This window comes from Acetomicrobium thermoterrenum DSM 13490 (assembly GCF_900107215.1).
In the GTDB taxonomy this organism is placed as follows: Bacteria; Synergistota; Synergistia; order Synergistales; family Acetomicrobiaceae; genus Acetomicrobium; species Acetomicrobium thermoterrenum.
Genome location: NZ_FNPD01000004.1, coordinates 72,483 through 97,985, shown reverse-complemented (window position 1 = coordinate 97,985; position 25,503 = coordinate 72,483). Strand labels below are relative to the sequence as shown.

Below are 25,503 nucleotides of genomic sequence, written 5' to 3'. Positions count from 1 at the left end.
TTTCGTGTTCTTACGGGACTATATTAGAATAAAATGAAAAAATAAGATAGCTCTAGAATCTGAGGAGGCGTTGAAAGATGAGAATCAAAACCATCAGTGCAGGTGCTGTGATCTTTTATTGGGAGAATGACAGGCCTGTTTATTTGCTTCTCAGGGCTTATAGAAATTGGGATTTTCCAAAGGGCGAGATAAAACAGGAGGAACATCCCTTGGAAACCGCCAAGCGCGAGGTTGCAGAGGAGACAGGTTTGACCGATGTGATATTTTATGACGATGTTATTGAAACGCCTCCCTATGGCAAAGGAAAGGTTGCCATGTTTTATATTGCAGAAACCAAAACAAAGGACGTATTTCTTCCAATATCTCCAGACCTGGGGCGTCCCGAGCATCATGAGTGGAAGTGGTTGCCCTATGATGATGCGAGAGCTCTTTTGAACGAAAGGCTAAAAGCAATTCTTGAATGGGCTCACCAAAAAATTTTAAAAAAGAGGATGCCCAATTCTTGAACATCCTCTAAGGTCGCTTCAGCAGCATATATTTCTGATCCTGCAGGCCGATCAGTTTCCAGTTTCAGGGACTTCCTTCAAAAGCCTTTCGGCAGGCTCTTTGCTCAATAAAGCGCATGCCGAAAACACGACGAGGCAAATTGGCCATTCTAAGTATATTACATGAGGAACAATATGAGTTGAAGGAAATAAAGTCCAGGCTACCCAAATCACTACCGATGCCAATATAGTCCAAAAACCACAATTCTTTTTGCACAGAGCCGGCGCGAAGATATTGGCTAATATTAAAAGGGTAAAGGAGGATGTCATGGCTAAAGCGGTTGTAATGGTCTTTAAAATTCCGACAGATGTCAGGGCCAGCCATAACGTGGCTGCACTGACGAGCAAGACGGCGAGCCGTGAAATGAGCAACTCTCCCCGTGGCGTTATTTTTTCAGGCATAAGCCTTTTTAGAAAATCTTCGGTGACCATGGTTGAACACCCGAGAAGCAATCCCACTGCTGTCGATATATCCGCAGCCCACAAGGATGCGAGCAACAATCCTCCAACTGCCGGTGTTATGTGGGTGACCAGGATGGGCAGTGCCATAGCGGCATTTTCCAGGCCAGGGAATTGGGCAGCGGCAATAATCCCAAAGAGCGCGCACAAAAATCCAGCAGGTATGGTTATTATTCCTCCTATAATAAAACCGCGGCGTGCAGTACGGCCGTTCCTGGCGGCAAAGGCAATTTGAGATATTGCCTGGATCGAGAAGGTTTGAGTGATCATGACGACCATCCAAGCCATTATAATAGAAAGCCCAACACCGCTAATAGGATGAAACCATGGTCCCTCTATCGGGAGTCGGGAAGTTATGGCTTCGAAACCGCCAAAATTCGAGACCGAGATAAAGATAGCTACCACTACTCCGAGATAGATTATGATTACGTTTATCAGATTGGAGAGTCCTGCTGCCCAATATCCGCCTATCAGCGTAATGCCGACAAAGACCAGGGCCGTCAAGAGAACTCCTTGCTGGAAGGTAAAAATAGACGGCAGCAGAGCGGTAAGAATTGCGCCTCCTGCAACGTACTGAAGAGAAGTGATGACCATCATTATTAATATTTGAGCTACTATGCTTATCAATCTGCTGGAGGGGCCATACATGCGCTCCATCATTTCCGGTATTGTACGAACCTCCATGCGCCTAAAAGCATCGGCGACCAGTATACCTACTATGATGCCACCTGCTCCCCAAGCTGCATTATACCAACCGGCCGAGATGCCCTGCGTATAAGCTCCTTCGGCTACCCCTACAGTAGAAGCCCCTCCTATTGCAAGCCCCGTCAACATCGTCGCAACAATGATGGTCGGGAAGTGCCTTCCTGCTAACAGGTAATTCAAAGCTCCTCCCCCGCCTCGATTGACAAGGCGTGTCGCGTACCACGAGATAACATATAACATCGCAATATAACCAATTAATATAAATAATTGAACGCTCAATTAAATAACACCTCCATAAAAGCTATGATAAAATATCGAATTGGCTTGCCTGAAATTTTTCCAATAATCTTAATTAAAAGCCCGAGATGTGTCAATTGAAACCAAGGATATTAGAATTGCAGGAACCTCCATGGCAGACGCACGATTTTCGGGCAGAAGAGAAATTGATCGCAAGAAATTAGCATAATATATAACCCTGGGTTAAAATGTATAGGGCCTCTTGAAAAAGGAGTGGTGGTCATGTTGAATTGTGGTATTGTCGGGCTTCCCCTGTCGGGCAAGACGACGATTTTCAATGTCTTAACGAGCGCTCGAGCGGAAGTCAAGTCCTATGCCGGAGGGAAGACGGACCCAAATAGAGCTGTTGTGGATGTCCCTGATGGGAGATTGCAGGAACTTGCATCAGTATATAAACCGAAAAAGACGGTTCCTGCCCAAATCGAATTTGTCGATTTGGCCGGCCTTTCTAAGGATGCAAGCAAAGGAGCCGGTTTGGGTAATGCCTTTTTGACTTTCGTTGCCGATTCTGACGCATTGATTCACATCATAAGATGTTTCGATAATGCTGAAGTTGCCCATCCCGAGGGAAATATAGACCCCTTAAGGGATTTCGAAATAGTTGAGATGGAATTAATATTTAGAGATCTGTCCGTTATAGAAAATCGTCTGGAAAGGCTGGCAAAAAAGAAAGTGCTGCAGAAGGAAGAAGAACAGGAAAAGGAATTGCTGGAAAAGTGTCATTCCCATCTTCTGTCTGAAAGGCCATTGAGGGAGTTGGTATTTTCCGATACAGAGCATAAAAAAGCGAGAGGTTTTTCCTTTTTGACGCTAAAGCCGGAGTTGATAGTTTTAAACTTGGATGAAACGCAGACGTCTGACGATAAAATTCCCGATTACGATAAAATAGTCCGGTTGGCAGCGGAGAGGGGACTTTCCTTGATAAAGATTTACGGCAGGATGGAAATGGAGATGGCCGATCTTTCCTCGGAGGACCAAAAAGAATTCATGAAAGAGCTTGGCATAACGAATCCCGGAAGGGAGAGGCTAATAAGAGAGGCCTACAAAATGCTTGGGTTGATTTCCTTTTTTACAGTGGGCCATGACGAAGTTAGAGCTTGGACTATACCCCAAGGTTCTACCGCTTTGGATGCAGCAGGAGCTATCCATTCTGATTTAGCCAGGGGGTTTATAAGGGCTCAGGTAATACACTTCGATGATTTCAAGCAATTGGGATTTTCCATGGCAGTGGCCAGAGAGAAGGGCCTGCTTCGCCTGGAGGGCAAGGATTACATAGTAAAAGACGGAGATATTATAGAAATACGATTCAATATATAAAGCAAGGTGATAAAAATGACATATAGGGGTATTGCGATGACGATAGCCGGCAGCGATTCCGGTGGAGGAGCCGGTATAGAAGCTGATCTTGCAACTTTTTTGCATTTGAAGGTTTTTGGTACTGCTGCTTTGGCGGCAGTAACAGCTCAAAACAGTTTGGGAGTGCACAAGGTCTTCGATATACCTTGCGAGATGGTTGGCGCCCAAATAAAGGCAATATTGACTGATTTTTCTGTAGGTGCCGTAAAAACAGGCATGCTTTCGCGCGAGGAAACCATTTCAGAGGTAGCTGAGGGCATAAAAACTCATAGAGTGACCAAATTGGTGGTGGATCCTGTCATGGTTGCTCAAAGCGGAGATCCTTTAATGTTTGGAGGGGCCGTTAACGCCATGATCGGTGAACTTCTTCCCCTTGCCTTTATAGTAACCCCAAACATTCCTGAAGCGGAAAAACTGACAGGGATGAAAATTACCTCTCTTGACGAAATGAAGGAGGCAGCTAAAGTCATTGCCGAATTAGGCCCTAAAGGTGTGTTTGTAAAGGGAGGACATCTGGAGGGTGAAAGGGTTACCGACCTTTTTTACTATGAGGGAAAGTTTCATGTCTTCGAGCATGAAAGGATACATACGAACGATCATCATGGAACAGGTTGTACATTGTCGGCAGCGATTGCGGCGGAATTGGCTGCAGGTACCGATACTTTAGAAGCGGTGAAAAGGGCCAAAGATTATACCAGGTTGGCTATTCAACATAGGTTCAAAGGTGGAAAGGGGTATGGCTGTGTGGGGCATATTTTCAAGGTAGACTGGCTTGAAAATTCCGATTAAACAGCTTTCTTTTCGCTAGATGGGGGTGTGAAGATGGACAATCCGGAATTGGAAACTCGCTTTGCCGATGTATTTAACAATTTGATGCTGCATAAACCATTAATATATCACATGACCAACATGGTAGCTATTAGCGGGCAGGCTCATTTGGCTTTGGCTATTGGTGCCTCTCCCGTCATGTCGCTTTATCCCGGAGAAGCTGCTGAATTGGTCGCCGTATCTGATTCATTGTTGGTTAACATAGGTACCCCTACGAGAGAGGGAATCGAAGCCATGTTCGTTGCGGCAAGAGAGGCTAGAGAATTGGGAAGACCTGCCCTCATTGATCCGGTTGGCTATGGAGCAACTAATATGAGAACGGATCTTGTAGAAAGGTTACTCGATACTAAGGCTTTTGGCTTAATAAAGGGCAACGGTGCTGAGATCTCATTGCTTGGCGGTGAGGGCGCTCAAGTGCGAGGAGTTGATTCAGCAGATTCTCCCCGAGCTGCACTGGCTGTCAAAACAGTCTCACGCAAATATAACTGCATTGCCGTTGCCACAGGCCCGATAGATTATGTTTCTGACGGAAGAGACGTCTTTGCCTTAGAGAGCGGTCACGAATGGCTTTCCCTCATTTCCGGATCAGGATGTTATGTGGGCACTATCATAGCAGCTTGCATGGCTGTAACTGAACCTTTGGTTGCAGCTTTGGCGTCTCTGGCATTGATGGGTTTTGTTGCAGAAGTGGCGGTTAAAAAATCCTACGGTCCCGGGAGTTTTCATTGCAACCTATTTGATGCCCTTTTTGCTTGCGTAAGAAACCCCTCGTCCATCGTGTTTCCAAAGTGGCAAAAATTAGATTTATAGTACTGCAAGAAGGTGAAGTTATTGGATTTGAAGGATAGATTAAAGCTTTACGTTATATTGGACAGGAGATTGGGAAGGGGGGTGCCTTTGTGCGACCAGGCAAGATTGGCTATACAAGGGGGCGCTACAGCCATTCAGCTTCGCGATAAAAGGATGCAGGGGCGAGACTGTTATCGGGCTTCTTTAGCGATAAAAGAAATATGCAAAGAAAAGGGCGTTCTTTTCATAGTAAACGATAGGTTAGATGTAGCTTTGACCGCCGGTGCCGATGGCGTCCATCTTGGACAGGAAGATTTGCCTCTAGAGGCGGCGGAAAAAATAGCTCCCGAAGGTTTTATTATAGGCATATCCGTTAGAACTCCAGATCAGGCAATCGAAGCAGAAAGGAAAGGCGCTGATTATCTCGGAGTAGGAGATGTCTTCGGAACGTCCAGCAAGCCTGATGCGAAGACGATAGGCATCGAAGGGCTGAAAGAGGTTTGCGTTAACACAAAATTGCCCTGCGTGGCAATTGGGGGGATAGGGGTACATAACGTAAAGCAGGCTTTGCAAGCTGGAGCAGTGGGCGTTGCTGTAATATCTGCTGTAATATCGCAAAAGGACATAGCTGGTGCTGCAAGGACTTTGAGGTCTTTAGTTTCTTAATTTAGCGGTATACCTCGTATGTGGAAACAAATTTTTTGGATTTTGTGGATCGGAGCCGTAACGTGGGAGGTTTTTCTTCATTCACTGGAGTGGCGACATCTGATTAAAATGAAGTTAAATCCCAATACAGTTTTTGATGGCTACGTCCAAAAGTCCACAGTTAACGACAAAAACGTTGACTACGCCATTGAACACTTGAGAATCTCTTTGGGAGAAACGCTCACCAATTACTTAATAAGCGCTATTATCGTCGCCTATGACCTTCCAAAGCTTGTCGAGGGTTTAACCGCTCAAATTAGTTTGCCCATTTTCAGGGCCGGAGCATTCGGCATTGCTTTTGGGCTTCTTTTTTGGGTATCTTCTTTCCCATGGGCGTGGGCTAAAGTATTCTATGTCGAAAGTAAGTATAAATTTAATAAAACTACCAAAAGCATATTCATCAAAGACCAAGCCATAGTATTAGGTTTTATTGTTTTGTTGTCTTTTTTGGGATTTGCCTGTTTTGCCGTTATATTTGAAAGTCGGATATGGCCACTTTATCTGATATTTGTCTTCGCTTTGTTTGAAATTGTTGCCATGATACTTGTCCCCTCGGTGGTCATCCCGCTTTTCTTTAAACTTAACCCTCTTGCCGATGAGGAGCTCATATTTAAAATCAATGAGTTGTTGCGTAAATTGGGCATCAATAAAATAAAAGTTTTTGTCGCCAATGCATCCAAGAGGACGTTGCATAGCAATGCCTTCGTAACAGGTCTTGGAAGCAATAAAAAGATAGTGCTCTTCGATACCCTTGTTTCGAGCCTCGCTGCGGATGAAGTTATTGCCGTTTTGTTACATGAACTGGGGCATTGGAAACTTTCACACGCCCTGAAGCGCATAGGCTTGGTTTTAGCGATTCAAGCGGTCTTAGTATACTTCGCCTTTGTCATGTCCAATGTCGGCTTCATGTATGATTTTCAAATTCAAAATCCTCAACAGTTCGCCATTTATGCCTTTCTTCTGTTAAATATGGCAGTTACTCTCTTTTTTCAACCCTGCCTGCTGAGCTTTATAAGGCGACAAGAAATAAAAGCCGACTTATTTGCTGCCCGACATGCAGGCAGTAGTCTAATGATAAACGCACTTTCAAAAATATCGACCGATAACATGGCCTGGTTGCCTCGGCATTTTTTATATAAAGCGTGGTACTGCACACATCCGCCCATTCCGGAGAGGCTAAGGTTTTTAAAAACTTTTACCAATATTTAGATGTGGAATGAAATATAAGAATGACTTCCGTATATAGGTCTTCTAAATACATTATTTTTATGTATAATAAACCCTGATAGGTATAAATTGAATTTCATAGGAGGTGTAATTTATATGTCTCAATCATATTATGAACAAAAAGATCTTAAGGATTTTCCTAATATAGTGGAATATGCATCTGAGTTAGGTAAGAAATTTTTCGATTATTACGGTGCTGCCACAAGCGCAGGAACTTTGACAGAACGCGAAAAAGCCTTGATAGCCCTAGCAGTTGCAACAGTTCGTCACTGTCCATATTGCATAGATGCTTATACTAATAAGTGTCTGTCTTTGGGTGTAAGCAATGATGAGATGATGGAGGCTGTGCATGTAGCAGCCTCGATGGTTGCTGGAGATACTTTAGCCCATGCAACGCAGATGCGTAAGATTATAAAGCAGAAAGAAATGTAAAAAAGGGGAGATAGCCAGGTCATGGAGACAAAAGTTGCGGAAAGTTTTGAAAATAAGCTTTGCAGCTTGAATATGATGCCCTTGCGAGCTACAGGAGTGCAAATATTACAGCTTAATATCACTAGACGATGCAATTTATGTTGCAAGCATTGCCATGTCAATGCCTCGCCCAAAAGAGAGGAGATAATGTCTAGAGAGATTCTGGAAGCCTGCCTCAATGTTATTGATGCCAATAATATTTCTGTAGTTGACATAACAGGAGGATCTCCTGAGATGCATCCCGATCTTGCTTGGTTTTTGAAAATGCTCGCAAGGCCCTCTAGACGGATTATCGTGCGAACAAATCTGGTGATATTACTCAATGAACCATGGCGTCGATATTTAGAAATTTACAGTAAATTGGGCATCGAACTAGTGGGTTCGCTTCCCGATTATAATCCCTCGAGAACGGATAGACAACGTGGCGAAAATACGTTCATTCGGTCTATAGAAGCATTGAAGGAACTCAACAAGCTTGGTTACGGAATGTCTGGGTCAAATTTGCAAGTTCATTTGGTTCACAATCCTGCAGGGGCCTACTTGCCCGCAAGCCAAAAAGCGCTGGAAACAGAGTACAAAAAACATTTGCTGCAGAAATACGGTGTACACTTCAATAACCTTTTTGTGATTGTAAACATGCCTATTGGAAGATTCATGGAATTTCTACAAAGAAGCGAAAATTATGGTGGCTATATGGAGGAATTGATCTCCGCCTTTAATCCCGTTGCTGTAGAAAATGTAATGTGCAGAACGACCATCTCTGTTGATTGGGAGGGATATCTTTATGATTGTGATTTTAACCAAATGTTGGGTTTAAAGATTAAGGATGGCCCTTCCCATATATTCGATTTTGATTATGACAAACTTTCCAATAGAAAGATAGTTGTGGGCGAACATTGTTTCGGTTGTACGGCAGGAGCCGGCTCCTCCTGTCAAGGCGAAACAGTTAAATAGTAAAGTTTACAACGAAAAATAAAACTGGGAGGATTGATCCCTCCCAGTTTTATTTTCACGGCAAATTGCCTTGTTTAAACTTATGCCGCCCGCGCGTTGTTGCTGCTTAACGATGATTTTCTGGACTGGGTTTCGGCTACTTTTTTCAGTAATCGCTTCGTCTTCCAGCGCTTGTACCAGCTGGCTAGTGAACCATCAGGGGCTGGAGCTTCCCGCCCGGCAAGGCTTCCGCCGAAAATTAAGTCCAATATATGGAAACCTTGTTTTCCTCCAGCCATCATAGATGCCCTGCAAGCGGCACAATAAGTTACTATGCAATCGGAATTTGCTTCCTGTGCACGTCTCGACATCACACGTTTCGCTAGATCGGGGTTAACAGGAACTATCATACCTCCATATCCGCAACAACGCGTGTTTTCTCTACTGTGTGGCAGTTCTTCGATTTCATAGCCCAGCTGCTTTACTATCCACCTGATGCCATCATGTATAGATGGAACATCTCTGGTAACACAGGAATCGTGAATAGCAACTGTTATACCCGTATCTTTGCCAATACCTACGGCATCATCGGGAAGACCAATTTCCGGTAGCAGTTGCCATAAAGATTTGACACTTATATGCTCAGGCAAGTACTGCCTGAAGGTATTATAGCAGGACTGGCAGGCCACTATAACTTCTGTAGCGCCCAGTTTTTCTATTTCCTCTATGACGCTGTCAAATTTATGATGGAAATCTTCCATCATTCCCAATGCCTTTGTAGGTTTTCCGCAGCATTTCAGTATAGCTCCGGTTCCGGGCAACTTCTCTTTTAAATATGCATAAATAGCACCTACGGCCTCGGGGTTATATGAAGGCAAGCTACATCCCGGAAAAAAGACCCTGACAGTCTTACCTGTATTTGTGTCGGGAACGGTAACGTTAAAAAGTTTAGAAAAGCCAAGTCGTTGATGTGCCAATATGGGCTTATGTTCCTTCAATGGAGCTAACCCTTCTTGAACTAATTCCTTTCTTATGTCGCTAAATCTGTCTCCCAGCTTAAACTCCTTTGGACATTGAAGCGTACATTGGTCGCACATGTTGCAAGAGTAGGGAACTAGGGGATTAACCTCATTGCTTTTAAGGATTTCTTCGAAAAGCTCCCTTGGACAGTGAGCGAAATCATTAAGCATTAAGCATTCTTGCATGCATAGCCTGCATTCGCATTGCAAACAGCGCTCTGCCTCTCTGCGAGCCATTTCTTCGGTAAAGCCTAGATTTACTTCTTTAAAATCATTGATTCGCTCCTGTGAAGGCCTCATGCGTGTTTGCACTCTCGGCAAGATTTCCTCCCCTTCAATATCCTTTTCCAACCATGTATCAAAAGGACCTTCCCAGGTGAGGTCTCTGTCTGCAAACAAATCTTTTCCTTCCAGGTATCTGTCTATTGATATTGCTGCCTTTCGCCCGAGGGCTAAAGCTTCGATGACAAACCATGGCTTTATAACAACATCACCGGCTGCGAAAATTCCCGGGATGTTGGTCTCTAATGTTTCCGGAAGGACTTTTATCCTTCCGTTTTTTTCAAGCTCCAGTCCAATCTCTGTTGGGATAAAAGATGTGTCAGGTCGTTGACCCACTGCGAATATAATACTATCTGCGTCTATTTCAATTATGTCATTTTCGTCGTAACTGGGATTGAATTTACCTTCTGCATCAAAGACGGAAAGGCACTTTTTAAATCTGATGGCCTTAACTTTTCCATTTTTCCCCAGTATCTCCTTGGGTCCGTAACCGTTGTTGACTATAACACCTTCATCTTCCGCTTCTTCCACTTCCCAAGTATGGGCCGGCATCTCATGCCTTTGTTCAAGGCAAAAGAGTTGTACTTCTTTGGCTCCTACTCGTAGAAGCGTTCTAGCAGCGTCCATGGCGACATTTCCTCCGCCAATTACCACTGCTTTATTGCCTACTTCGACAGGTTTTTTCTCACTAACGTCCTTTAGCAGTTCTAGTGCGCCCAATACTCCATTCAAATCATTACCAGGAATGGGAAGGATTAGGCTTTTTGTAGCGCCAGTAGCTATCAATATGGCATCATAATTGTCCTTTATATCGTTAAAAGATATATCCTTACCTACTTCAGTTCCCGTTCGAATCTCTATACCCAGTTTATAAAGATAGCTGTATTCAAAGTCGACAATTTCCCTTGGCAATCTATACTCAGGTATACCTACCTGCAGCATCCCTCCCGCTTTAGGTAGCTTTTCAAATATAGTTACGGAATAACCCTTTTTTTTCAAATCTATGGCCGCCTGAGCCCCTGCTGGTCCTCCTCCTATAATAGCTACAGATTTGCCTTTATCTTGTTCACAGTGCAGGTCCCAATCGCTCGGGTTATCAAATTGAGATGCGAACCTTTTCAGCTCGGCTATAGACATAGGGTATTTCAAGTCCCCTCGTTTACATCTTTCCTCACAGGGGTGAGCGCAGATGCGACCCAGCGTTCCCGGCAAGAAGAGTTTTTCTCGGATTAACTTGATCGCATCCTTATATTTTCCTTCCGAAATCATTTGTATATAACCCTTTGCATCCGTATGCATAGGACATGCCGCTTGACAAAAAGGGGGTGCGTCTCCCATACATTCTTCTACTATCTCTTTCATTTTCTCTATAACATCAGGCGGATATTGTTTTACTTTTATCTTTTCAGTCATTTAGCAAACACACCTCCATGAACAAAATTTGAATGGTTTAGACGTTATCTATAACGTCACCTTTTTTCTTTCGAATCCAGCCGGGAATTAAAGATATAATTACGAAGAAGACTGCGGCTATGCTCAAATAAATAAATGTCTGCTTCATATCTCCTCCCTGAGACAGAGACCCTCCAGCAAAGCTATAGGCTATGGTGCCGGGCAACATGCAAATCCATGATACCAACATGTAAGTTGTCAGCGATATTTTTGTCAATCCATATACGTAATTTTGTACGTTAAAAGGAAAAATAGGAACCAATCTCGTGATCATAAGCATACGCCATCCGTGTTTTTTTACGCCTTCGTCGATTTTCTTGAGCTGTGGAGATTTGTTTACCCATTCTTCCACCATGTTTCTCGCCACATATCGGGCTATAAGGAAAGCTGCAGTTGCTCCCAACGTAGAACCGATAGAGGAATAAACAGTTGCCCAAAGGGGGCCGAAGGCAATCCCTCCCACTAATGCAACAGGCAATCCCGGCAAAAAGAAGACACAGGCCGCTATCCATAGGATTATATAAATAACGGGTCCCCAAATTCCAAAACTTAAAATCCATTCTCTTATCCTTGAAATATTTTCAAGAGTCAAGTAGGAAAAAACGCCTAGTCTATGCAGTATCAATATGATAGCCCCAATAATGACTACTGCAGTCAAGACTCTTTTAATGTTGCCGGAGGAATTTTTCGTTTTTTGATTTTTTAGGTTATTTACAGTCATATTGAACACTCCCTTCACTTATCTTTTGCTCATACAACTTTAACGTTAAAGTTGTATGAGCAAAAGATAAGTCTTTCGATTATTTTCAAATCGAGAATTACTTTCCCGTTTCCACAGGTAAGTCCAAAGCTGTCCACTCTACCCATGATCCATCGTAATTCTTGACGTTGGGGTATCCTAAGAGGCGATGTAGCACAAATGTTGTATGTGCCGCACGATAGCCTCCCTGGCAATATACGATAATTGTTTTATCGGGAGTAACACCCTTAGATTCATAAAGTTCCTTAAGTGCGTTAAATGATTTAAAGTGCCCCTTTTCATCCAGAGCCTGAGTCCATTCAACCCAAACGGCTCCGGGAATACGTCCCGCTTTTTTGGCACCCTTGAGAAGTTTTTCTCCAGTGTATTCTTCATATGATCTCACGTCCAAAATTACGACGTTAGGGTCATCTAAGGAAGCTTTTACATCTTCAGCTGATGCATACTTTGAATTATCCACGCCATTTATAATGTAAGTCGTGGCTTCAATCTTGGGGGATAGCATTTCCTTGTTAAAGTTGGCGGATTCCCAAGCGGCAATATCACCGTTTAAAAGTTTAATGTTTTTGTGCCCATAGCGATCCAATATCCACCATACCCGGGCAGCTGCATTGTTTGGAGTGTCTCCGTATATTACCAACGTATCATTATTTTTTAACCCTAATGCTCTCAAAGTTTCTTCAACTTGTTCTTTTGATGGACACATGTAAGGATAGGGAGAACTTTTGTCGATGAAATTGCCGAAATCTAGGTTGACGGCTCCAGGTATATGACCCAACTTATATTTCATTCCCCCCCTTACGTCGATAATCTTGACCTCTCCTTTTTCGATATGCGAATGCAATTCATCGACACTAACTATTGCGTCGGGATTAGCATAATCTGACGCGAAGGCGGTTCCTCCAATCCTAATCAAAATAAACAAACATAACAGAGCAAACAATTTGACCTTTTTCAACCACATTGCCATCTAACACCTCCATATATTGCATTAGTTATCACTATCACCTGTACTAATATGCACACGTTTAACATTCATAATAATTTTTTACATTTACCTATATAGGTGTCAAGGGGATTTGAAGTCATTTAAAAAATTTGTGTTATTGGTCATTGGACTAAATTGTGCACTTTTATAACTTTTTTTATTATGAATAGTGGAATCTTACTCTATATAGTCAGGCATTGTTTTTGATGTGTAAAAATTTTTTAAGTAGCTCGTATACTATTGCTTTTCCCATTTGCATCGATGGTTTTTTATAAAATTCAGCAAGTACCTCAAGAGAAACACCTGCATAATATCCTAAAATGATGAGCTGGTTGACGAAGAAAACTTTGCAAAGACCGTATTGTTGCCATCTTCTTGGAGAGGTCATAACCTTTTGAGGGAGGATCGTGGGCTTGTTCCCTGATTCCTTAGTTAAATTTTTGATCAACAGGAAATCCTCCATGATGGGTACTATTGGAAATCCGCCGACATCTTCGAAAAGTTTTTTGTCAACGAAAATAGCTTGATCACCATAGGGCAAGCCTAAATATTTACTTCTTGCATTAGCGATCATTTCTGTAGCACGAAAACCAAGGCCACTGGCATCTATACCTAGGCTAAAGGTTCCAAAGGAAAAGTTATTGACATAGGCTTGTCTTATGGCGCTGTCAAATCCGCCGGGAAGAGATGAATCAGCATGCAAAAACAAAAGTATTTTGCCTTTAGCATATTGGGCACCGGCATTTTGTTGGACGGCCCTTCCTTTTTTTGAATATATTAACTTAACATTACATTTCTTAACGACATCCCTAGTTCTATCAGTGCTGCCTCCGTCCGCGACGATTCTTTCGACCTTTACTCCTCGGGCGTTTTCTAAGGTTTTAGCTATATTTCTCTCTTCGTTCAACGTTGGGATAATAACACTGATAAAGGGCAACCCCTGCCAACCTATTTTTCTTTTTGCTTTATCAAATATTTCTATATCACCAAATCTGTCTACATCTTTTAACAATGTAAGACTACAGACAGAAAGGCCAAGCTTTTTTGCTTTTCTTATGGTTTCTTCGAACACAGTACTGCTGCCCCAGGTAATATGTTCAAATAAATCGGGCTCAAAGTTTTTCATACCGATCAAATAGTATCCACCGTCGAAGGCAGGGCCGATAACGATATCGCTGTGTTTGCAAGCTTCGATTGCTTCCAAAACTAGCTCAGCGTTGATCTCAGGACAATCGCTTCCTACGACGATAACAGGTTCTTTGTCTTTTTTTAAGCCATCTGCTATAGCCCGTGCCATGCGGACACCAAGTTCTCCGTCACCTTGTTGTACGTATTCAAGCCCGTCGCCAAGCCAAGAGATCATCTGGTCTAAAGTAGCTCCGTCAAATCTGACCTCCAATTTATGGCCCCGAGAAATTAAAGGCCATAAATTGGAAAGGGCGAATTCTGTCATTTCTTTTTGCAGCCGTGCTGCCTTGTCCTCTCCGATATCTTTTGCAAGGCGTGTTTTTACCTTGCCGCTTTCGGGGTACTTCGTGAAAACCGCTATGCGTGCCATCTTTGCCTCCTTGTTATATTTTTTTATACTTTTTGTCCAACTCATCCTGAAAGAGTTGACAACATAGAATCATTTTTTTATTTTATACACGTATTTTATTGAGATTTATCACTTATCGCAAAACCGGCTAGGAGGATTGGTTATGAAGAAGTTCGGGATTGCTATATTAATCTTTGTTATTGCTTTGGTTGGCGGAATGCTATGGTATCGTGGCCGTGGCGTGGAGGTAAAGTCGGAAATAGAGTTAAGAGAGCAAGAGGGAAAATATGCCGATTACGCTAACTCTGATATTGTCGTGTCTGCGGTAAGGGCAAAGGAGATAATGGAAAAAGAAGAAGATGTGTTGATAATAGATATTAGAAGATCCATTGCCTACTCCTTAGGTCATATTCCAGGAGCCGTCAATGTGTGGAGACCTGATTACAGCGCGGATGATGACGAATACCCCTTTGAAGGCATGAGATGCAGCAAAGAAAAGATGGAGATATTATTGGGAAGTTTGGGTGCTGACGAAAATACCTTCATACTTTTGTACGATGACAGGGGAGATTATGACGCCGCAAGATTTTGGTGGCAGTTAGATATGTATGGGCACAATAAGGTTGCTTTGATAGATGGAGGATTAGATGGCTGGAAAGCTGCCGGTTTCGAAGTGACGACGAGCAAGCCGGAAATCATTCCGAAAGAGTTCAGGTTTAAAGGAGAAATGGATTTACAAAAATTAGCAACATTAGAAGATGTCAAAGAAGCAATGTCCGACCCGGATTCCATAATACTTGACGTGAGAGCCTTTAATGAATTCACGGGAGAAACATTGAAAAGTGGTGCATACAGAAAAGGCAGAATTCCCGGTAGCATCTGGATAGAGTACAAGGAAGCGCTTAATGAAGACAATACCTTCAAAACAGCGGATGAGCTGAGAGAAATATACGAATCTAGGGGTGTAACTCCCGATAAAAATATAATAGTTTATTGTCAATCGGGAGTACGTTCTGCGCACACTACTTTCGTTCTGACTCAATTGCTTGGTTACGAAAACGTGAGGAACTATGATGGCTCTTGGATCGAGTGGAGTTACTACGTAGAGTTGCCGATAGAGACGGGAGAGCCAAAGTAAAATAACGCAAACTTGAAGATCTTGATAATTGGAGGTATGGATTCCCCATACCTCCAATAAGTTTTTAGCTTAACCGCGAGAGTGAATTTAAAACACAGCCCGCCTGCAGTGCCGCTCCAATGGGAAGGCATTCCTCGTCAATGTCAAATAGATCGTTATGACCGGGATGGGTTATTCCTCTTTCTTCGTTCCTGCACCCCAGTTGATAGAATGCGCCTGGCACCCTTTCGAGAAAATATGCGAAATCTTCGACTCCCATGCTCGGTTTTTCAAGTTCCAGCACCGAGTTTTCGCCGAGAAGAGAGATGGAGGTATCAACTACCAATTGGGCCCATGCGGGATGATTTATTAAGGCCGGGTATCCTTTGATCCTTTCCAAAACCCCCTGTCCTCCCATGGCTTTTGGAATCAGTTCCACATATTGCGCTATTTTATCGTTTAGCATCTCGCGAGTTTTTGGCGATAGAGTTCTCAAGGTGCCGGTCAGCGTTACCTCATCCGCTACGATGTTATTTTGACTGCCACCGTTTATTGTTCCGAAGGTCAATACGGCAGAATCTCTGGGATCCGTCGCCCTGCTAACGATTGTTTGCAAAGCACAGATTAGTTGCCCTGCTATTACTATGGCATCAATGCCTTCGTGCGGATAGGCGCCATGAGTGCTTTTACCCAATACCCTAAGGGTCAGGACGTCTGAAGCGGCGTTCATTTGATGAAATCTTATACCGATCTTTCCCGTCGGTATTTCCGTAGAAACGTGGAGTCCGAAGATAGCCTTGACGTTTTTATCCAGCACACCATCTTCTATCATCTGCTTGGCCCCGCCTACCGTCTCTTCGGCCGGCTGAAAGACCAAAAGGACGTTGCCCTGCAGGTGGTCCTTAACTTCTTTTAACAATTTTGCTGCTCCGAGCAATATCGACATATGAGCATCATGACCGCAGGCATGCATAACGCCCGTATTTTGTGAGGCATATTCCACTTCTTTTTTGTCCTGGATTGGCAAAGCATCCATATCAGCGCGGAGGGCAATTGTATTGTCTCCGTTTCCTTTTATAAACCCTACTATTCCGTAATGATGTTCAAATGTCTTGAAGGGAATTTCTAAATCCTTTAGGTAGTCCTTTATCTTTTCCCTTGTTCGCCTCTCCTCTGTCGAAAGTTCAGGGTGTTTATGAAAATCTCTTCTGACTTCTTTCATCCAATCCCTAATTTCTGCTGCCCTATTCATCAAGGTTAGAGTGAACATGATTTAAACGCTCCTTTTTTGTTGAACTTTATGGTCGTTCAGATAGAATATAATGAACCTTTTGATTAAACGTCAATGATGACTATCATTGTTTTTTTGTATCTGGAAAGTTTATACAGCATGCGAGTTTTTGCGGAGGGAGGAGCAGATGGCAGTCGAAAATTTGGAAATTTCTTTGTCAGAGTTGAATTTCGATACTCTAGCTAAAGATGGTGATAAATCTAAATTAAATTCAGAGGTGGTTAACCAACAGCTGGACGAATTGACTTCAGTTGCCGGTAAATTGGTAGATCCCGCATTGCTCTACGAAATTTGCCCCGTCAGCGTGAAGGATGGCAGGCTTCTTTTTTATGCGGGAGATGAAATATACTCCTTAGACATCAATGACGGTTTATCCGAATTAACCCCTGCCAGGGAAGTTGTCATAGGTTTAATTACCCTAGGTTCGGCCATTGAATGGGAAATACGAAAATATAATTCCGAAAACCAACTGCTGGCCTCGTATCTTTTAAGTGAGATTAGCATATCAATGATGGGGCAACTTATTGCAAAAACGAAAAAGATGATTATGGATTTGGCCCGCACCAAGGATTTTTGTGTGAGCTTAGTTCATATTCCCGGTTCCACTCCCGGGTTGTCTCTATCGATACAACCTTTCATATTAAATGTCTTGAAAGGCGAAAATAAAGGTATTACGGTAAATCAACATATGATGATTGAGCCATTTTATTCGGTTACTTTCTTAGTTGGCATTGGAACAGCATATAATAATCACGATTTATACCCCAAATGTCCGGGTTGTTCTCGTGCAAAAAGCTGTGCGTGGAGAAACCTTTAAGGAGTGGTAGGTGTGCAATTTCTAAAACGTTTTGACGAATCTAAAGCAAAGGAATTAATGGATGAGGTTCGCGAAAGAGTAGAGGATATATTAAATCAGATTAGGCTGGAAGGTTGGGATGCCCTGACCAGGATATGCGAGTCCTTAGATGGACTTGCACCTTCAAAGATAAAACCAGATGAAATCCAAGAAGCTTGGCAAAAATTGTCCACTGAGATGAAAGAAGCCTTAAAAGTTGCAGAGAAAAACATTAGGTCCTTTCATAGGGCTCAAAGAGAAATATTAAAAGACTTTACATGCGATATAGACGAAGAGATAAAGGCGGGAATGAGATTTATTCCCGTAAAAAGCGCTGCCGTTTATGTCCCCGGAGGCAGATACCCCTTGCCCAGCACGGTTTTGATGGGAGTAATACCTGCACAAGAAGCCGGAGTAGAAAGGATTGCGGTTTTAACTCCTCCCGGCAGGGAAGGCAGGCCTAATTCGGTTACGCTTGCCGCTATGGGAATGCTTGGCATAAGGGAAGCTTGGGCCATTGGAGGTGCACAGGCAATAGCGGCCGTTGCCTTTGGGGCTGGTGATATAAAACAGGCGGATATCGTCGTCGGGCCAGGCAACGCCTATGTCACGGAAGCTAAAAGGCAAGTTTTCGGCATCGTTGGCATAGATGGGCTGGCCGGTCCGAGCGAAGTGATGATAGTTGCCGACAGCAATGCAGATCCGAAGTTCCTAGCCGCCGACATGGTAGCCCAACTCGAACACGACCCCAGCGCAAGGGCTATGCTATTGACCACAGATGAATCCATTGCCAAAAGGGCGATAGGAGAAGTTTATAAACTGCTTGATAATATAAGGACTTCATCCGTGGCTTCTGTAGCGTGGGAAAATGGCGGGGCTGTCGCTGTAGGTACATTGGAGGAAATTTCACGGATGGCCAATGAGGTTGCTCCGGAACATCTGGAACTGGCCGTTGAAAAGCCTGAATCCGTGCTTGAGCTTTTTACTTGTTACGGCGCTGCCTTCCTTGGAAATTATTCTCCCGTACCCTTTGGTGATTATATAGCGGGCACAAACCATATTTTGCCAACAGGAAGGTCGGCGAAATTCCAAGGCGGTTTATGGGTTGGCACCTTTCTTCGCCCTCTGCAGCATTTATGTGCCTCCAAAAAAGCAGCCCTCAACCTAGCACGGCATGGAGCAAGAATTGCCGATGCTGAGGGTTTGGCTGCTCATAGCCTGTCTATGCGCATGCGTGGTCTGTATTGATGGGCTAAAAATCAAGGGAGGTTTAACTTGTCTTTGATTGCCCTTACGTCGTCGTATATTCTTCCAATTGCGTAAAGAACTATCCCGTTAATGCATATGGCTATCCCGGATGGGATCGTCACTATCGGTATCATGATCAGAATTCCTAAGATTATTCCTACTATCCCGATTATCCTTAACGTTTTACCCATCTAAAAGCCTCCCTGGAAATTTTTTGTACTTTGTACATTGTAAGTAATATTATCCTCGATCGGTCATAAAAAATGTACACCAATTTTTTTCTTTGTGGTATATTTGTAGCTAATTTGCCCCATTGAACCGCCTGGGGTATATATTGCATTGCCGGTTTGTTTCTTTTTATAATAACACTTTGGAGGTGTTGAACGATGAAGGTCAGAAAGATTATAGTATTCTTGATTACCCTGTTGTTCTTAAGTAGCGTTGGATCTTTTGCTTTTGCGGCGAAAAGCGATTGGCCTCAGCAGTTGAGGTTCCCCTCTGGTCCTCCAGGAGGTACATGGTTCGCTTTAGGAGGCGCCATTTCGGATATGTGGACCAAAAACGTGATTCATGTCGGCAGCGGCAGCGGTGGGGGAACGAGCAATATCGTTAGTGTTGCGAGAGGCCAAGCGGATCTTGGTCTTTCTGTGACATCGGCTTTGGGTGCAGCAGTCAAAGGTATAGACCCTTTTAAGGAGCCCGTTAAGGGGGTAAGTCTTTTCGCAAACCTTTACAGGCAGTATACCTATTTTATTATGCGTAAAGATTATGCCGAAGCCCAGGGCGTCAAGTCCGTCAAGGATATAGTCGAGAAGAAGCTGCCCATTCGTTTTGCCACGTTGAAGCCCGGAACTTCCTCCGAAATGGCAATCCGCGGTATTTTCGAAAGGGGTTATGGTGTAACCTGGGATGATATGAAAAAATGGGGAGCATCGATACAGTTTGCATCCTATTCGGATGGCGCTGATCTGTTGGCAGACAACCATCTGGACTGCTTTGCCTTTCAGGTAGGAAGAATTTCTCCTGTAATTATGGATATCGAAAGTCGCGTTGACGTAGTTTTGCTTCCTGTCGACGAGGAAGCCCGCAGTGCCATGTCGGAAGTATATGGCACCACAACATTTAATATAGAAGCAGGATTATATAAAGGAGCACAGGAGCCGGTGCCCACGGTAGGCGACTATACCTGTATTGTTGTAAGAGATACCCTACCCGAGGATCTGGTATATGAACTTGCGAAAGCACTGTGGGAAAACAAGGAAAGTCTGGCGGAAGCCTTTGCCGATATCAAGGAGTTAAATCCCAAGGAAGCAATCACCGAAGGAGTGCCGGCTCATCCCGGAAGCATAAAATTTTGGTCGGAAGTTAAATAAAGATATTAATCGCAATTTATATTGGGCGGATAGCTTTTACTATCGTCCGCCCAATTAATTTTTGCAAGAATAAAGGGTGATGAAGTTTGAGGAGTTTTACTGGTCCTTTGAGATCTTTTGTTTACGTATATATAGTGTGCATGGGCTTGTTCCATCTTTATACAGCCGTATTTGGATCTCTTGAAGCCTATTTACAACGAAATGTGCATTTACTATGGGTATTGCCTTTGACATTTTTGTTATTTCCTCCAACTAAGCAAAGTCCAAAGGATAGAGTTCCCTGGTTTGATTGGTTGCTGGCTTTTTTGGCCACGCTGCCGGGTTTATATGTAATATTTAATTACGAATCTATAATTTATAGAATGATCCAAGTTGATCCTGTAACCGTTACTCAGATAGTAATTGGGACGTTGCTCGTTGTTCTTTTGCTTGAAGGAACGCGACGGGTGGTGGGTTTGCCTTTAGCGATTATTGGGGCACTTTTTGCTTTGTACATGTATTTTGGTCATTACATGCCCGGAATATTTAGAGCCTATCCTTTTTCCTTTGATAGGATCATAGAACATTTCTATCTCACCGATGAAGGTATCTTTTCCTCCCCCTTGGGCATATCGGCAACTTACGTGATGATCTTTCTAATATTTGGAGGATTTTTGGAGAAATCGGGGACAGGCACATACTTTATGGAGTTGGCTGAGGCATTTGCGGGACATTCTCCTGGCGGGCCGGCCAAAATTTCTGTCTTAAGTTCAGCATTTTTCGGCTCAATATCCGGATCGGCAGTGGCCAATGTTTATGCGACTGGCGCTTTTACTATACCTCTTATGAAGCGGACGGGATATTCGCCAACCTTTGCAGGTGCCGTCGAGGCGGTTGCCAGTACGGGTGGGCAAATAATGCCCCCTTTAATGGGAGCAGGCGCTTTTATAATGGCAGCTTTTTTGGGGGTTCCTTATAGGAATATCATGATTGCTGCTTTCGTCCCGGCGGTTTTGTATTACGTAGCCGTGTTGGTGATGGTGCATATTAGGGCCTTGAAGATAGGGTTGAAAGGTCTTCCCCGCGAAGAACTTCCGTCGCGTGCCAACGTCATCAAGAAGTCGTATCTTTTAATTCCACTCGGCGGATTGGTCGTGATGCTTTTATATGGTTACACACCCATGAGAGCAGCTGTCATTAGCATAGCCTTGGCCTGGGCAATGTCTCTTTTCGATAAACACTATCGCATGGGTCCAAGGGCAGTTATCGATGCCATTCACGACGGATCTAAGAACATTTTTATCGTTGCCATAGCATGTGCTACTGCTGGAATTGTCGTCGGTTCTGTGACCCTAACGGGTTTTGGCTTTAAAGTCGTAAGTTTTATATTCTCCTTGGCCATGAACCTTCCGTTTTTGGCGCTATTGTTAGTAATGGCACTCTCTATTATTCTGGGTATGGGGCTTCCTACAACTGCAGCATATATAGTAGCATCGGCATTGACAGTTCCCGCTCTTGTTAAATTAGGGTTTACGGCTTTGGCGGCAAATATGTTTGTGTTTTATTTTGCAGTTATATCTAACATCACGCCTCCCGTTGCATTGGCTGCCTATGCCGCTAGTTCCCTTGCAGGCGCCAATCCTGATAAGACCGGATTCCAGGCGATGAGGTTGGGTCTTTTGGCTTTTGTAGTTCCCTTCGCTTTTTGCTACGATGGCGGTCTTTTATTGCAGGGCAATGCAGTTTCCAACATATTGGTCCTTCTGGGCGGCTTATTTTCTGCCGTTGCATTAGGTTGTGCTTTGGAAGGTTATTCAAATAAGCCAATAGGTCTTTTATCAAGAAGCTTGTTTTTGGTTTTCGGTGTATGTTGTCTGTGGCCTATGGCTACAATAAAATTAATTGGCATTGTGGCTATAATAACGCTTTTTGTCCTTGCTCGAAGGGGCAGCTTTCATAAAAACGATATGTGATGCTAGATTAAGAGATAAAGCCAGGGTACTGAAACAAGGGGAGATAGATGTGGATACTATAAACTATGAGCAGTTTGTTGCTGTGGATATGAGAGTGGGAAAAATAGTGAAAGTTGAATATAACGAAAAGGCCAAAAAGCCTGCGTATAAATTATGGGTCGATTTCGGCGGCGAGATTGGAGTTAAGCAATCTAGCGCCCAGGTCACAGAGCTTTATTCGCCTCAGGCTTTGCAGGGAAAATTGGTAGTCGCTGTTGTAAATTTCCCCCCGAAAATTGTAGCGGGCTTTAAAAGCGAGATCCTGGTTCTTGGCGTTCCCAATGATGAAGGAAAGGTACTTTTGTTATCCGTTGACGACAACCCTCCTTTGGGGTCGAGAGTGTTTTAATTTTGGTGCATTATCGATCGTGATGGATTTTTTGGGTGAAGGAACTCTCAAAATTTTAAAGTTAAAAAGTACTTGACTTATGTAAAATAAGGTGTATGATAAATTTGTCGATAGGCGCCATCGACGTAAAAAATTTTTAAAACGTGTATTTAGGAGGCAACATTAGTGAAAACACAGGGTACAGTCAAATGGTTCAACGAGTCCAAAGGTTATGGTTTCATCACAGCAGACGGCGGTAAGGACGTTTTCGTTCATTACAGCGCAATCCAGCAAGATGGTTTCAAAACATTAGCTGAAGGTCAGAGAGTTTCTTTTGAGATAGTCCAGGGAAGCAAAGGGCCACAGGCTTCTGAAGTATCGGCTCTATAAATCTTAAAAACGAAGATAACATAAGCCTATCGCAGAGGTGCCCCATAGGGGGCACCTCTTAAATTTTGTGTGATAGCATATAAATTAAGGAGGCCCTTTTATTTTGCCCCCTTAATTTCGTTGGAACGCTAGTTTTAGATAAAGAGGACGTTTTTCGTTTTTTATGATTGAGAGTCGGCGTCGATATTACGAGCTGCGTTAATAACGAGTTCTTGGACAAATTTCTTGCGTTCATTTTCATTGTTTATGCTAATATAGTCATTAAGTACATCGAATGTGTCCAGTCTTGCTGATTCAACAATCTGAGTGAACATATCAATGATCTCATTGGTATGCTTGTTGATAAATCTTTTCTTGGTTTTTTCCAGTTTTTCTTGTGTTTTAATAATCATTTCCTCTATAGTGCTTCTTCTTCGTCTTCTACCTCTACCTTCCGGCAATTTAAACCCTCCTTTTCGTATTAAATTTTGGACCTATTATACTATCGTGAGACAATTAAATCTACATGCATCGCAATATTTTTTTAATTTTTTTATAGATATTGAAATGAAATATAAAGAAATCGATAACATTAATTTCAAGATGTCATATGCAAAAATGTCCCTTTGCAATCATCTATGTTCTAGTAACTCTATATCCCCTCATGATTTTTTACAGTAACTAGTTTTTTATTTGTTCCCTGTGGTGTAAGCCGGTGAGTTCAGAAACCATAAATGTGAATATAATCCCAGTACCTGGTTCATTAAGTTTTCCAATATCGACAATGGCATCATATATTGCCTTATATTTGTTGACTTCGCTTAGTATTAATATAACCTCCTTAGAGGCTTCGATGCGAAGGTTAAAAAATCTCAAAGCCTCTGATTGACCAGTCCCTCTTCCGTAGAGGATAGTCGCACCTTTGGCCCCCGCCTTTTTGGCTCCTTCAACAATTTTGTCGGCCTTGCCTCTTTCTACGATGGCAACAATACACTTGACATCCATAAACATCCCTCTCCCCATTTGCATCAGTATTTATATTTTCGTCAATATGCCTAATATCAATACCGAGATCATGGCTCCTATAGACGTTAGTCCAACAATACCAAAACCGCTGGTAAGTGGGTCGACGTTCTCTAGAACTTTTGCCAGGCCGATAGCTATTGCCATGTTGATGGGTATATTTACCGGCCCCGTGGTTGCGCTGGCCGAATCCATTGCTATCGAAATAAATTCATCGGGTGTGAATAGTATTAATATTAGAACAAGTAGGAGCAAGAGGGTAATTATTTTTGCATAGGGGATATCGAATAAAATTTTGTATATGCCTATGCCCATCCCGACGCCGAAGCCGACGGCAACTGCGTGTGTCAGCGTCTTATGAGGTATTGCCCCTATTGATACTTCTTCCACTTCAAGTGCCAGTGTCTTCAAAGCCGGCTCAACCAGCGTTCCGAGATATCCAATAATAAAAGCAGCTCCTACAATAAGCCATTTATTGCTCATTAATACTAAATTCTCTCCTACCGAATCCCCCAGCGGATGCAGACTCATGAGCACCCCTTTCAAAAAAATATGTAGACCGAATATGCACAATAAAATTCCAAATATAATATCCTTGACGTTTTTTATTGGTCTTTTTAATATGACCAATTGAAATAATATGAGAATTACAGCTAGAGGCAGTACACTTCTTGTGGTTTCCAAGAAATCCTTGAAATTGGCCAATATTCTCATGTAATATTTTGACCTCCTATGTCATATAATGATGAATATTTAACCATGTGTTAAACAATATATCTGAAAAATAATTACTGTCTCAGGGAGAATATCTTGTTTTAAACATAAACTTATATCATTAGTTAAAAGCGATCTCTTTAAAAAGCGATATTTATATTGAACATGTTACATTTGGTTTTATTCTTATTGCCCTTCTTATTATATAAGACTTTACGAATATTTGTTACACTGTGCCACATACGATCTATACCAAGGCCATGATTTGAAAATGATGTATTCATATTTGCAATGCAATTTTTTGGTGAGAAGGTTTGCCGCATGGAGATTATAAATTCTTTTAATATACTGATTTTTTATGGCATTTCCTGCTTGCAAAAAGTTTGGATATGTAGCTATACTATGGTGTAGACTATAAGGTGTAGTCGGGGAAGAGCATATTCGATGAATGTAGAGCTTAATTTACAGGGAGGTCGAATGCTATGGAAGTTCTCAAGGTCTCCGCAAACTCTCAACCAAAATCTGTCGCAGGAGCTATAGCTGCAGTCATGAGGGAGAAGGGTGCAGTGGAAGTGCAAGCTGTAGGTGCAGGGGCAGTGAACCAGGCTGTCAAGGCAATAGCAATTGCCCGGGGCTATGTAGCTCCTAACGGCATTGATCTGATTTGCATACCTGCTTTTGCAAAAATCAGCATAGATGGCGAAGAAAGGACGGCAATTAAGTTTCAACTTGAATCAAGATAATCCTTGTAGATGTTTGGGTAAATCCCCGACGTAGATGCACGAAAAAGCGCGGCATCGTGGTGGCCGCGCTTTTTACTATTCCGATCTTTTGATATCATAATTTTCAACGTCAATAAAT

At 42.8% G+C, this 25,503-nt stretch carries 26 protein-coding genes; 16 read left to right on the top strand and 10 right to left on the bottom strand.

Features of this window, described 5'->3' with window-relative positions:
* Nucleotides 1-77 precede the first annotated feature (77 nt).
* Nucleotides 78-506, top strand: a complete 429-nt coding sequence (locus BLU12_RS04480) for a bis(5'-nucleosyl)-tetraphosphatase (protein WP_091460895.1) — start codon at nucleotides 78-80, stop codon at nucleotides 504-506.
* A gap of 51 nt (nucleotides 507-557) precedes the next feature.
* On the opposite strand, the gene BLU12_RS04475 is transcribed toward BLU12_RS04480, so the two are convergent.
* Nucleotides 558-1,889 (bottom strand): sodium:solute symporter family protein, encoded by a 1,332-nt coding sequence (locus tag BLU12_RS04475; protein ID WP_234945453.1) that lies wholly within the window; start codon nucleotides 1,887-1,889, stop codon nucleotides 558-560.
* 339 nt (nucleotides 1,890-2,228) lie between these two features.
* On the opposite strand from BLU12_RS04475, the gene ychF reads away from it, so the two are divergent.
* The 7 genes from ychF (at nucleotide 2,229) to arsS (ending at nucleotide 8,336) form a co-directional block, all read left to right on the top strand.
* Nucleotides 2,229-3,323, top strand: coding sequence for a redox-regulated ATPase YchF (gene ychF / locus BLU12_RS04470; protein ID WP_009200316.1), 1,095 nt, complete (start codon nucleotides 2,229-2,231; stop codon nucleotides 3,321-3,323).
* A 36-nt stretch (nucleotides 3,324-3,359) separates the two neighbouring features.
* Nucleotides 3,360-4,151, top strand: coding sequence for a bifunctional hydroxymethylpyrimidine kinase/phosphomethylpyrimidine kinase (thiD, locus tag BLU12_RS04465; protein WP_234945452.1), 792 nt, complete (start codon nucleotides 3,360-3,362; stop codon nucleotides 4,149-4,151).
* A 33-nt stretch (nucleotides 4,152-4,184) separates the two neighbouring features.
* Nucleotides 4,185-5,000, top strand: a complete 816-nt coding sequence (gene thiM / locus BLU12_RS04460) for a hydroxyethylthiazole kinase (protein WP_091460892.1) — start codon at nucleotides 4,185-4,187, stop codon at nucleotides 4,998-5,000.
* 12 nt (nucleotides 5,001-5,012) lie between these two features.
* The gene (gene thiE, locus BLU12_RS04455; RefSeq protein ID WP_091460890.1) at nucleotides 5,013-5,645 is read left to right on the top strand and encodes a thiamine phosphate synthase; all 633 of its coding nucleotides are present in this window, start codon (nucleotides 5,013-5,015) and stop codon (nucleotides 5,643-5,645) included.
* A gap of 18 nt (nucleotides 5,646-5,663) precedes the next feature.
* The gene (locus BLU12_RS04450; protein ID WP_091460889.1) at nucleotides 5,664-6,893 is read left to right on the top strand and encodes a M48 family metallopeptidase; all 1,230 of its coding nucleotides are present in this window, start codon (nucleotides 5,664-5,666) and stop codon (nucleotides 6,891-6,893) included.
* Nucleotides 6,894-7,007: 114 nt separating this feature from the next.
* On the top strand, nucleotides 7,008-7,343 hold the full coding sequence (locus tag BLU12_RS04445) for an arsenosugar biosynthesis-associated peroxidase-like protein (protein ID WP_009200321.1): 336 nt from the start codon (nucleotides 7,008-7,010) through the stop codon (nucleotides 7,341-7,343).
* A 21-nt stretch (nucleotides 7,344-7,364) separates the two neighbouring features.
* Nucleotides 7,365-8,336: an arsenosugar biosynthesis radical SAM (seleno)protein ArsS gene (arsS, locus tag BLU12_RS04440; RefSeq protein WP_091460887.1), complete on the top strand. Its 972-nt coding sequence runs from the start codon at nucleotides 7,365-7,367 to the stop codon at nucleotides 8,334-8,336.
* Between the two features lie 80 nt (nucleotides 8,337-8,416).
* On the opposite strand, the gene BLU12_RS04435 is transcribed toward arsS, so the two are convergent.
* From BLU12_RS04435 to BLU12_RS04420, 4 genes are all read right to left on the bottom strand, one after another.
* On the bottom strand, nucleotides 8,417-11,029 hold the full coding sequence (locus BLU12_RS04435; RefSeq protein WP_091460885.1) for an FAD-dependent oxidoreductase: 2,613 nt from the start codon (nucleotides 11,027-11,029) through the stop codon (nucleotides 8,417-8,419).
* Between the two features lie 37 nt (nucleotides 11,030-11,066).
* The gene (locus BLU12_RS04430) at nucleotides 11,067-11,789 is read right to left on the bottom strand and encodes a TVP38/TMEM64 family protein (protein ID WP_009200324.1); all 723 of its coding nucleotides are present in this window, start codon (nucleotides 11,787-11,789) and stop codon (nucleotides 11,067-11,069) included.
* A 97-nt stretch (nucleotides 11,790-11,886) separates the two neighbouring features.
* Nucleotides 11,887-12,798: a sulfurtransferase gene (locus tag BLU12_RS04425; RefSeq protein WP_009200325.1), complete on the bottom strand. Its 912-nt coding sequence runs from the start codon at nucleotides 12,796-12,798 to the stop codon at nucleotides 11,887-11,889.
* A gap of 208 nt (nucleotides 12,799-13,006) precedes the next feature.
* Nucleotides 13,007-14,374, bottom strand: a complete 1,368-nt coding sequence (locus tag BLU12_RS04420; RefSeq protein WP_071804866.1) for a TIGR04283 family arsenosugar biosynthesis glycosyltransferase — start codon at nucleotides 14,372-14,374, stop codon at nucleotides 13,007-13,009.
* A 142-nt stretch (nucleotides 14,375-14,516) separates the two neighbouring features.
* Between BLU12_RS04420 and BLU12_RS04415 the strand changes: the two genes are divergently transcribed.
* Nucleotides 14,517-15,491 carry a sulfurtransferase gene (locus BLU12_RS04415; protein WP_091460884.1) on the top strand — a complete coding sequence of 325 codons (975 nt, stop codon included), beginning with the start codon at nucleotides 14,517-14,519 and terminating at the stop codon, nucleotides 15,489-15,491.
* Nucleotides 15,492-15,555: 64 nt separating this feature from the next.
* Here the strand turns inward: BLU12_RS04415 and BLU12_RS04410 are convergent, their stop codons facing one another.
* On the bottom strand, nucleotides 15,556-16,740 hold the full coding sequence (locus tag BLU12_RS04410; RefSeq protein WP_234945451.1) for a M20 metallopeptidase family protein: 1,185 nt from the start codon (nucleotides 16,738-16,740) through the stop codon (nucleotides 15,556-15,558).
* A 148-nt stretch (nucleotides 16,741-16,888) separates the two neighbouring features.
* Between BLU12_RS04410 and BLU12_RS04405 the strand changes: the two genes are divergently transcribed.
* Both BLU12_RS04405 and hisD read left to right on the top strand, forming a co-directional pair.
* Nucleotides 16,889-17,578 carry a hypothetical protein gene (locus tag BLU12_RS04405; protein ID WP_091460882.1) on the top strand — a complete coding sequence of 230 codons (690 nt, stop codon included), beginning with the start codon at nucleotides 16,889-16,891 and terminating at the stop codon, nucleotides 17,576-17,578.
* Between the two features lie 12 nt (nucleotides 17,579-17,590).
* Nucleotides 17,591-18,844 carry a histidinol dehydrogenase gene (hisD, locus tag BLU12_RS04400; RefSeq protein ID WP_234945450.1) on the top strand — a complete coding sequence of 418 codons (1,254 nt, stop codon included), beginning with the start codon at nucleotides 17,591-17,593 and terminating at the stop codon, nucleotides 18,842-18,844.
* An 11-nt stretch (nucleotides 18,845-18,855) separates the two neighbouring features.
* On the opposite strand, the gene BLU12_RS04395 is transcribed toward hisD, so the two are convergent.
* Nucleotides 18,856-19,035, bottom strand: coding sequence for a DUF5362 family protein (locus tag BLU12_RS04395; protein WP_091460879.1), 180 nt, complete (start codon nucleotides 19,033-19,035; stop codon nucleotides 18,856-18,858).
* A gap of 195 nt (nucleotides 19,036-19,230) precedes the next feature.
* Between BLU12_RS04395 and BLU12_RS04390 the strand changes: the two genes are divergently transcribed.
* From BLU12_RS04390 to BLU12_RS04375, 4 genes are all read left to right on the top strand, one after another.
* A complete protein-coding gene (locus BLU12_RS04390) occupies nucleotides 19,231-20,217 on the top strand; it encodes a TAXI family TRAP transporter solute-binding subunit (RefSeq protein ID WP_091460878.1) in 987 nt (328 codons plus the stop codon).
* Nucleotides 20,218-20,303: 86 nt separating this feature from the next.
* Nucleotides 20,304-22,169 (top strand): TRAP transporter permease, encoded by a 1,866-nt coding sequence (locus BLU12_RS04385; RefSeq protein WP_040347759.1) that lies wholly within the window; start codon nucleotides 20,304-20,306, stop codon nucleotides 22,167-22,169.
* Nucleotides 22,170-22,218: 49 nt separating this feature from the next.
* The gene (locus BLU12_RS04380) at nucleotides 22,219-22,557 is read left to right on the top strand and encodes a tRNA-binding protein (protein WP_040348343.1); all 339 of its coding nucleotides are present in this window, start codon (nucleotides 22,219-22,221) and stop codon (nucleotides 22,555-22,557) included.
* A 165-nt stretch (nucleotides 22,558-22,722) separates the two neighbouring features.
* The gene (locus BLU12_RS04375) at nucleotides 22,723-22,926 is read left to right on the top strand and encodes a cold-shock protein (RefSeq protein ID WP_009200335.1); all 204 of its coding nucleotides are present in this window, start codon (nucleotides 22,723-22,725) and stop codon (nucleotides 22,924-22,926) included.
* Between the two features lie 161 nt (nucleotides 22,927-23,087).
* Here BLU12_RS04375 and BLU12_RS04370 read toward each other — a convergent pair whose 3' ends face one another.
* The 3 genes from BLU12_RS04370 to BLU12_RS04360 all read right to left on the bottom strand — a co-directional run bounded on the left by BLU12_RS04370 (nucleotide 23,088) and on the right by BLU12_RS04360 (nucleotide 24,642).
* Complete coding sequence (locus BLU12_RS04370; RefSeq protein ID WP_234945449.1) at nucleotides 23,088-23,366, bottom strand: F0F1 ATP synthase subunit gamma; 279 nt, start codon at nucleotides 23,364-23,366, stop codon at nucleotides 23,088-23,090.
* Between the two features lie 220 nt (nucleotides 23,367-23,586).
* A complete protein-coding gene (locus tag BLU12_RS04365; protein WP_234945448.1) occupies nucleotides 23,587-23,916 on the bottom strand; it encodes a P-II family nitrogen regulator in 330 nt (109 codons plus the stop codon).
* A gap of 24 nt (nucleotides 23,917-23,940) precedes the next feature.
* A complete protein-coding gene (locus BLU12_RS04360) occupies nucleotides 23,941-24,642 on the bottom strand; it encodes a DUF1538 domain-containing protein (protein ID WP_091460876.1) in 702 nt (233 codons plus the stop codon).
* 482 nt (nucleotides 24,643-25,124) lie between these two features.
* On the opposite strand from BLU12_RS04360, the gene BLU12_RS04355 reads away from it, so the two are divergent.
* Nucleotides 25,125-25,385, top strand: a complete 261-nt coding sequence (locus BLU12_RS04355; RefSeq protein ID WP_009200339.1) for a stage V sporulation protein S — start codon at nucleotides 25,125-25,127, stop codon at nucleotides 25,383-25,385.
* Nucleotides 25,386-25,503: the final 118 nt, after the last annotated feature.